The sequence below is a fragment of the Marinobacter oulmenensis genome (genome assembly GCF_014201735.1).
Taxonomy (GTDB): domain Bacteria; phylum Pseudomonadota; class Gammaproteobacteria; order Pseudomonadales; family Oleiphilaceae; genus Marinobacter; species Marinobacter oulmenensis.
Genome location: NZ_JACHFE010000005.1, coordinates 340,857 through 349,287, shown reverse-complemented (window position 1 = coordinate 349,287; position 8,431 = coordinate 340,857). Strand labels below are relative to the sequence as shown.

Genomic DNA, 8,431 nt, shown 5'->3' with positions numbered 1-8,431 from the left:
TGGTATTTTGTGGTGTTGCCCCGGGGGTCGGTGATGGAGGCGATCTTCGGTTTGCTGTTGGCACTCTGGGTATAGGTGTAATGCCAGGATTCACCCCGGACATCCACAATCTCTGTCAACTGGCGCCTGTCGTTGTACACGTAGGATACGGAGCGGCCACTGTAGTCTTCTATGCGGGTCGGCAGTTGGGTGTTGTCGAGGTAGGTGAAGGTGACCAGGGAGTGATCAAAGTGGTCGATCACTTCGGTCACGCGCCCGAGATCGTCAGTGACCAGTTTATGGGAGTAGAGCGGGTTGCCGTATTCGGTGATCACACCGGTGTTGGGCAGTTCCGGCTTGAGCTGGTAGCGAATCCAATTGCCTTCCCGGTCTTTCCAGGTAAGGGCGCTCTCGGACACGTCAAAGAATTCGTACTGCCCCGCTCCCTGGGCCACAAATCGCAGGTCCGCAAAGCGCTCTGCCGTGCCGGGTGAGGTGCGTGTATAGGTCACGTCGTTACGGGCAATGCTGGCGGTATCCGAGACCCAGCCAGGCGTTAGGGGTACGGCCCAACTGCCGTTGTTGGGGCCAAGGTTGGCAGTGACGTTAGCCCAGCGCCGGTTCCAGTGCCACTGGCCGTCGGAATACACCCGGCGGATCACCACGTCCGAGCCGAAAGCGGCCACCGTCAAGTCCTCGTCCGTGGGATTGACGTTCATGGAGGTCACTTCCGGCGTGGGGCGGGTGGTGACCGTGGGGGCGGCCTCCGCCTGTGGGGCAAGGGGGAGTGCCAACAGGGCCATCAGGCCAAGGAGGGCTGTTTTAAGCCTAAACGAGTGCCTTCCGGTGGACCTACGGTTTTGCGCCTTTGTGTTTTTCATCATTCCCTTGCCGCTCATTACACATCCCTTTGTTCTATTTAAACTTGCACGCCCATTCTGTTTCGTTCACGCAACGGACCGTATACACAGGTGGTATCAGAATCGCATCAGAGGCTCGCCGATTGCCGTGCCCCCCGGAAGACCTCCCGATCCACCGCCGGAGCCCAAGCCTCCTGCACCACCACTGCCGTTGCCGCAGCAGTATTCGCAGTCTTTGGGGCAAAAATCGTCATCCACGGTCACCTCGCCACGGGGCGCCGGCGAGTAGTTCACACCACCGCCACCGTAGCCACCGTAGCCCCCCCAATAGCCGCCACCACCATAACTACCGGATGACCCACCACTGGAGGAACCACATGAGCTACCGCTAACAGCATTCCAGAACATGGTTGCCGCGTTATCGATGATGGTTCCTACAGCACATTGGGCTGAATAGGTACAAATGGCCTTGTACTCGCGCTTCACACATCCGCCCCCGGTTGCTTCGCCATCGCCACTCGGCTCAAAGTCCTGCAGCGCCACAATCCGGTAGGGCACACGCACCACTTGCCCCGGGGAAAGCACATCGGGTATTTCGGTGAGGTAATCAAAGCGGGCGTAGTCGTCACCCTCTGGCAGGGAGGCTGCGACATCGTAGGCTTCAATCAGGCCATGGTTGGTAATGGTGAATTCTCCCTGGAAGACCTCACCCTTCTTGAGCATCGGGAGATTGACGGACATGGGCTCAAACATCACCACCGGAGCCGGAACATTGGTCTCGTATGTGGCCTCGAGCACGATGTCGTAGCGGTCTTCCAGGGTGACTTCCGTTACCGAAAACTCCACATTCACCAGTTTGTTCATGAGGAAAAGCTGCTCATCCGTGGTCACGCCGGGCTTAACCCACAGGTGGCCAGACACAGACTCATGGTCAAAGGCGGAGGCCCTATAGCTGTATCGCCCGGCGGGGATGTCTTTCAACTCACCGAAACCCTCCGCGTCGGTTTTGAGTTCGAATTCCTCAGACAGCACCCGGGTGTTCTGCAACTTGATCTTGACGCCGCCCAGCCCCGGGATGGGCTCCATGTTTTCATCCAGTGTTGCGGTGTAGATGTCGGTGGTGTGGAAGAAAACGTTGCCGGTATCCGAATCTGTAGCGGCCACCAGCACCGGCACCTCAAAGGCTTCAACGTTGTCTCCCGTCACACGCACCTTGAACACATAGTCATTGGTGGGCACCTGGCTGTCGGGCGACAACGCCAACTGGACTTCTGCCGAGGCATCGACCGCCAGTGAGCTGATCATGGTAGGAGACAATAGCTGGAACCAGGCCGGGGCCGGGTCGCCACTCTCTGTAATCAACTCCAGTTGGAGATTGTTGGCGCTTGCCAGTCCGGTGTTTTCGAGAGTAAAGGTTTCCTGCTGTGATTCCCCAAGACTCACGCCGGTATTGAGCAGTGACGGCTGGGCCAGCATGGCTGGCTTGGCCTCGGAGAGGAAGTAGCTGACCACGACCGTATCCAGCGGCTGTTCGCGATTATCCGCTACCACATGAAACCGCAGTTTGCCTTCATCCGCTGCCGACGCATCACCGCTGAACGACAGAGGAAGGTATACGCTGCTGTTGGGCCTTACCTGCTTTGGCGCTCCCAGATCGTATTGCATGCCCTGTGGAGCAGGCAGCGGGTTCCCGTCGTTATCGGTCGATGGTGCGTAGACCAGCCGTACATTGCTCAGTTCGGTGGCGTAGCCTGATTTAACGCGAATCTTCAGATCATCGTATTCATAGTTACGTGGAATATTGATGTTTGCACGGGTGGGACTTACGCCCGCGCCTTCCACGGTAAATGAGCCGTGCTCGGGCCGTTCCACCATCTGTGGATGCAGAACCGATACCCGATATTCCCCGGACCCGGAGGCGCTGGGCGTGAAGGAGTAGGTAAACGAACCGTCCTCGCTTGTGTATATCGGGAAGGTGCGCTCAATACCACGGGTGGTCAGCACGAGGGTAAGTGGGACATTCGGCAGAACACTCTCGGTCTGGCGGTCCAATGCCCGCCCTTTGATGTTCACCGTATCGCCAGTGAAAACCGTTGCCGGGGTAATGTCGTCCAGTTCGCCGTAATAGGGCGTTTCTTTAAGGCTGACATCCCGGCTTGCACGGGTACCTGCAATCGCGACAGCGGTATCCCGGCCGGTGTGGTAACGGAAGTGATCAACCTCCAGATGTACCTTTACCGCGTCTGGCGCTGAGGATGGTACCGGCACCTCCAGGAACTGGGACTGGTACGTGTCATGGGGGGGTATACGCGCGACGGTTTGGCCGTTGCTCAGTGTGATCACGTCGCCGGTACCCTGTTTCACCGCCTGCTCACTCAGCGTGTTGCCATCCGGGTCTTTGAGGATCAGCCGCAGTTCGTTGGAGGCCCGCTTACCGGAGGACCTGGCCATCAGGACTTCCGTCTCAACATCAGAGGGGTTTTCCAACACCAGCCTCACCTTGCCGGTTGCGCCTCGCACGAAGTCTTCCGGCTCCAGTGTGGCAATCAATCCGGACTGGCCAACCTGGATTTCCTCCGTCTGCTCAATCACAACGGATTGGCCAGCCTTGGGTGCCAGTACAATATCCACCGATACCGGGGCCAGTGTGGGCAACGCCTCGTATCCGCCAATCACTACCGGCACATCGGTAAACCCACCAGGAGCGACGGAGAAGCGTTCCGACCAGTGTTTACGTTCGGTACCGTTGTCGCTGACGGTCACCCGCAGCCGGGCCTGAACGACATCCGTGGCACCGGCGTTGGCGACCCGGAAGGATACTCGGTTCATAATGCCCCGGCGCAGATCAATGCCGCTCTCGTCACGGTTGAGCGAAGCGTTTAGCGCTGGTAGCAGCAGATCATGCCCAACACTGGATACACCATTGGGGTCCACGGCGATGACGCGGTACAACCGATCCTCAGTTGCCCCACCTCCGGCCACCGTGCTGTAGCCGCTGTCCACATAATGGCGGTCAGCAACACGCCCTTCATGCAATGGCGTGTCTTCACTGGTGTTGACGTCGTATACCTCAAACTCCACCGAAGACGTTTTGGCGTGGTTCCAGCTCAGGGTGGGCTGGCCGTCTTCCGGCAGGGTGATGCTCAGGTCACTGACCGGAAGCAGGTCAACGTTGAGGTACTCAGCATTGGATGCAATGGATTCGTTACCGGCAGGATCCACCGCGGTTATCGCATAGAGGTGCTCTGTGGCCGACGGGCGGGAATCCAGCGCGATGATGTCCGGGATGCCATTCTGCAACGGCTGATAGGAGGTCATGTCAGAAGGCTGACTATCCGCCGGCAGGTTGACCCGGTAGAGGTTGTATTCCAGCAACCCGTCCTGTACCTCTGAAGCCGGGGGTTGCCAGCGGGCAACGACTCCGGCGCCGTTCAGTTCAAGTGACAGGTTTTCCGGTGCGTCCGGCGGTGTAGCGTCGGCGTTCACGGTAACCGGATCGCTCATGGCGCTTACGGCGGTCTGGCCATTCTGTACACGGACACTGGCAATCGCGTACTGGTACTGGCCATCCGCCAATGGCGCAGTCTGACCATCCATATAAAGCATCTCGGCCGGGAAATCGAGCTGCTTCAGTTCGGTCAGCTCAGTCTCACCCGGGGCCTGACGGTAGAGCCGGTAACCGGCTGCGTTTTCCACATCACTCCAGATCAATTCGATCTTGCCGGCAGGCAGCGCTCGCGCCATCAAACCCGACGGCGTCTCAAGCGGAGGCAAGTCACCCTGGTAAACCTGGAAACGGGGGTTGCCGGCAATACTATCGACCTCATTACCCAGATCGTCTCTGGCCAGGTACCGGAAACCGAGCAATTCCGATGTGGGTTCGCCGGCGTCGTCCTGTCCAGCACTGACCGGTAGCTGAAGCTGTCCATTGAAAACCGGGGTACCCGGCTGAGAGGCCTCATCCCGTGTCAGGGTTATGCCGGAGGCGTAATCTGCAATGACCTCCTCGCCAGTATCCGTCACGACGACGGGGATCAATTGCGGCATTTCACCGGGCATAACGTCATCAGCCAGGGTCAGCGACACATCCAGAATGCGCCCGAGGCCATGCTCATCCGGATCGTTCTGGATGGGCGAATTGGGGTTAAGGCTGAGCTGACTGACTTCGGGGCCCTTGGCATCCACAACGAGCGTGTCGCCTATGACTACCTCAGAGCCACGATTGCCTACCTTGTCATGGGCAGAGAATACCGCCATGGCGGTACCGGAAACGGCAGTTTCCGGGATGACGAATTCACCGGTATAGCGAGTATCGCTGCCATAGTCCTTGCGCAGCTCCGCCACCATCGGCGCACCGCCACTGACTGTCAGCGCCAGATAAGGTGTGGTTTTCAGGGGTTCGCTGACTTCCACCTCAACATCAACCTGGCCCGGCCCGTAGCGGCCGGAAGCCTCGTCATAACTGCCGTGGGGCGTGTAGAGGATTTCCGTTGCCTGTGGGGCTGTGCTGTCAGAGGCCGCCGATGCCGATGCAGAGGGCTCGCTCTCCGTGCCCAGCTTGTTCACGGCGATCACGCGGTAGTAATAGTCGCCGTCCTGGCCCGGTAGATCCTGATAGGTGGTCCCTGTGAGGGGTTCACTATTCAGTTGAGTAACCCCCTGAGCCACATCGAATGGCTCAGACGCACGATGAATGCGATACCCTTCCGCCTGGTCTACCAAGGACCAACCGAGGGCGATCTGGCCAAGGGGTTTGCTTTGGGCGGTTAAACCTTCGGGCGCATCGGGAGCGCTACTGTCACGCGTGATCGTAAGCGGCGCGCTGCTCTCACCATAAACTCCCCGGTTGGTGTATGCAGCAGCCAGCGTTACCTCGTTATCGCCTTCGGAAAGGGGAACCGTTGTCTTGAACTGGCCTCCAGGGCCAGGCTGAATGGTGTCGGGTTGAAGCGTTCCGTTAACGGTGACCTGAATGGTGGTCTGTGCAACGGATTGGCCGGTCACCTCAACTTCAGAACGGTTGGTGGTGGTACCGGCCTGAGGGCTCAGGATCTCTGGTGCCGCCGGAGGGGCCAGGGCGACATTCAGGGTCAACACGCGTTCAGAGGTGTTGTTCAGGGTGTCATGGGCCGTGGCAGTCAGAACGTGCTCACCATCGTCGAACGCAATAAGATCCCAGGGGATCTCAAAGAAAGGCGACGCTGAATGGTCGTTACCGATGCTAACGTCGTCAATGGCTAGTTTGAGGCTGCTGAGGCCTGAGGGGTCTTCAGCGTAGATGCGAACTGCACCAACCTCGGTAACACTTGACCCATTGTCGAGTTCCACTTCGGCAGCGCCGTCGAAATAGGTCAGCTTCTGAATATCGGGACCACTTTCGTCATCTTCAGGCGTCACCTCCATGGTTGTAACCTGAGGATCTTCACCACCGGACAGATTCACAACAGTGACGGCGACATAATACGTTGTATCATTCTCTAGCCCTGCAACTCCTCCACTTAGCTGGTCTTTGGGGAAGGAAGCCCTGGCGCTCATACCCTCCACGGAGGTGTAGGGGCTGGTTGAGGCATAGACCCGGTATTTCTTGACCAGACTGACCTCTGGAACCGCAGACCATTCCAGCTCAACTTTACCGCTGAACGGTTCCACGGATATCAGTTCGGGGTTTTGAAGCAGCGTAACGCCCGGCTTGGCAATTCCTGATGATTCATTTCCGTCGCCGTCATATGCCGTTACCCTCAACTGATACCCAGTGGCTGGTTGCAGCGATGGCACATTAAAGACCACGGCCCCGTCTTCTACCACTAGTGAATCAACCGGAAGATCGTTGGTATCCGTCTCTTCGTCGCTCTGGACATACAGTCGATAGCCTGCCAGATCACCTGCCTCATTAGAGGATGGCTGCCAGGAAACCTTCAGATTATCTGCGCCAGGCGAGGCATTCAGTCGGGAGGGATTAGGTGGTGGCTGAATGTCGACCGTTTTAATTTCAACGCCGGTGACTTCGTCCAGCATTAAGCCTGACGTGTCTTGTGCAACAACCGCGACATACACCGGCTCGCTACGGGACACGCCACGAAGCTCATATGACGTTGTTCCTGCCGGAATAACCGCCTCCGCTTCCAGACTCTGAACCGATGTAAAGGGCGCCGTTGCAGAAAACACATGATATTGGGCGATATCGTTGCCATTGGCGACGGTATCGTAAGAAGACCAATCCAGTGAAACCGAAGTGCCATTACCTTCCGGATTGAAGCTGAAAGTTACCGGTCCAGGTACGGTGTCATCATAGCGAATGGTCACAACCGTTGGCTCACTGATATTACCGGCCCGGTCAACCGTCCTCAGTGTAAAGGTGTTGTCACCCTCCACCAATGGAGCCGCATAGCTCCATGAGGTTTGTTTCGTATTGGATACCTTCAACTGGTCATCAACAAGAATACCGGTGTAGGGTTCCTTGCTGCCACTAAAGGTGAAAGTGTTAATGGTTGTGGCTGGAGGGTGCGCGACAACCTCCGGAACTTCCGGAGCTGTCAGGTCAATGACAAACTTGGGGGTGTGCGCCGCGTTAATATTGCCCCTGGCATCACCCAATTCAACATCGACCGAGTAGAACCCCTCTTTCCAGGGGACGGACGCCCTGAACACCAACACATCGCCTTCAAGCTGAACCGAGCCGGCAACGGCTTCTCCATCTCTAACGACGGTGATCGAAGAATTCGAAAGATCAAGGCCGCTGCCCTCATCACGGGCTTCAACCCGCACCGCCTGAGGCAGAACATTGATATGGCCCTCCGGCTCCACACCCACAAATGTTGGACCGTAACTATCGACGTCAACTTGCAGCACGACCGGCTCAGATTGGTTAAGGGCAGCGTCAACCGCAACAAACGTCAGCTTGTTGAGACCCTCGTCCAGCGGGTAATCCTCAATGGACCAGGCCGTATCACCGATGGCAACCTTCTGCGCCCCATTGACCCTGATGGACACATCATCGTCACGGAGCCCCTCTATGTTGATGCTTCTGGAATCAACCTCATAAAGCTGATCAACATTATGGGAGGTAATCGTGACTGCCTCAGGTGCCTGAGTATCGATTGAAAAACTGGCGCGGTAGATATCTTCAGGCTCGCCAAAGATGCCATTCCAGTTCTGATCCATACCCATACCGTCATCCGTCAGGATGTCAGGCCCAATCGCTAGCTGGTAGTCTCCATCTTCCAGTGGCTGCTGCAGAACCACACGATAAGTCAGCGAATTAATCTGTTGCACCTCTGCAACGGTCGCGACATAACCGGCGCTTTCCAGCGTTATATCAGAGGGCTGGAAGGAAGTTGCATCGATCGAGCTCCAAAAAGACACATTGAATGCTTCAAGCGCCTGATTGCCATTTTCCGGCAAATCGGTTTGCCTGATGGATACGGATTTGAGGACAGGGTGACTACGCGCAACGATGTGGACGGTACCGTCGGATCCGTCCTTGGTAATGCTTGAGCTGCTACCCGAGCCGCCAAGGGCCGTTACACCCGACCTATTAAAGCCATCCAGCGCCTGATAATAGATCGCAATACGGCCGCCACCACCGCCGCTAC

General features: G+C 57.3%; 2 protein-coding genes. Both read right to left on the bottom strand.

Annotated features, from left to right (window positions below; all coding sequences use genetic code 11):
- A partial coding sequence (locus tag HNR38_RS11710; protein WP_183704309.1) for a hypothetical protein occupies positions 1-773 on the bottom strand: 773 nt, incomplete at its 3' end.
- A 183-nt stretch (positions 774-956) separates the two neighbouring features.
- Complete coding sequence (locus HNR38_RS11705; protein ID WP_221275778.1) at positions 957-8,201, bottom strand: fibronectin type III domain-containing protein; 7,245 nt, start codon at positions 8,199-8,201, stop codon at positions 957-959.
- Between the last annotated feature and the right edge of the window lie 230 nt (positions 8,202-8,431).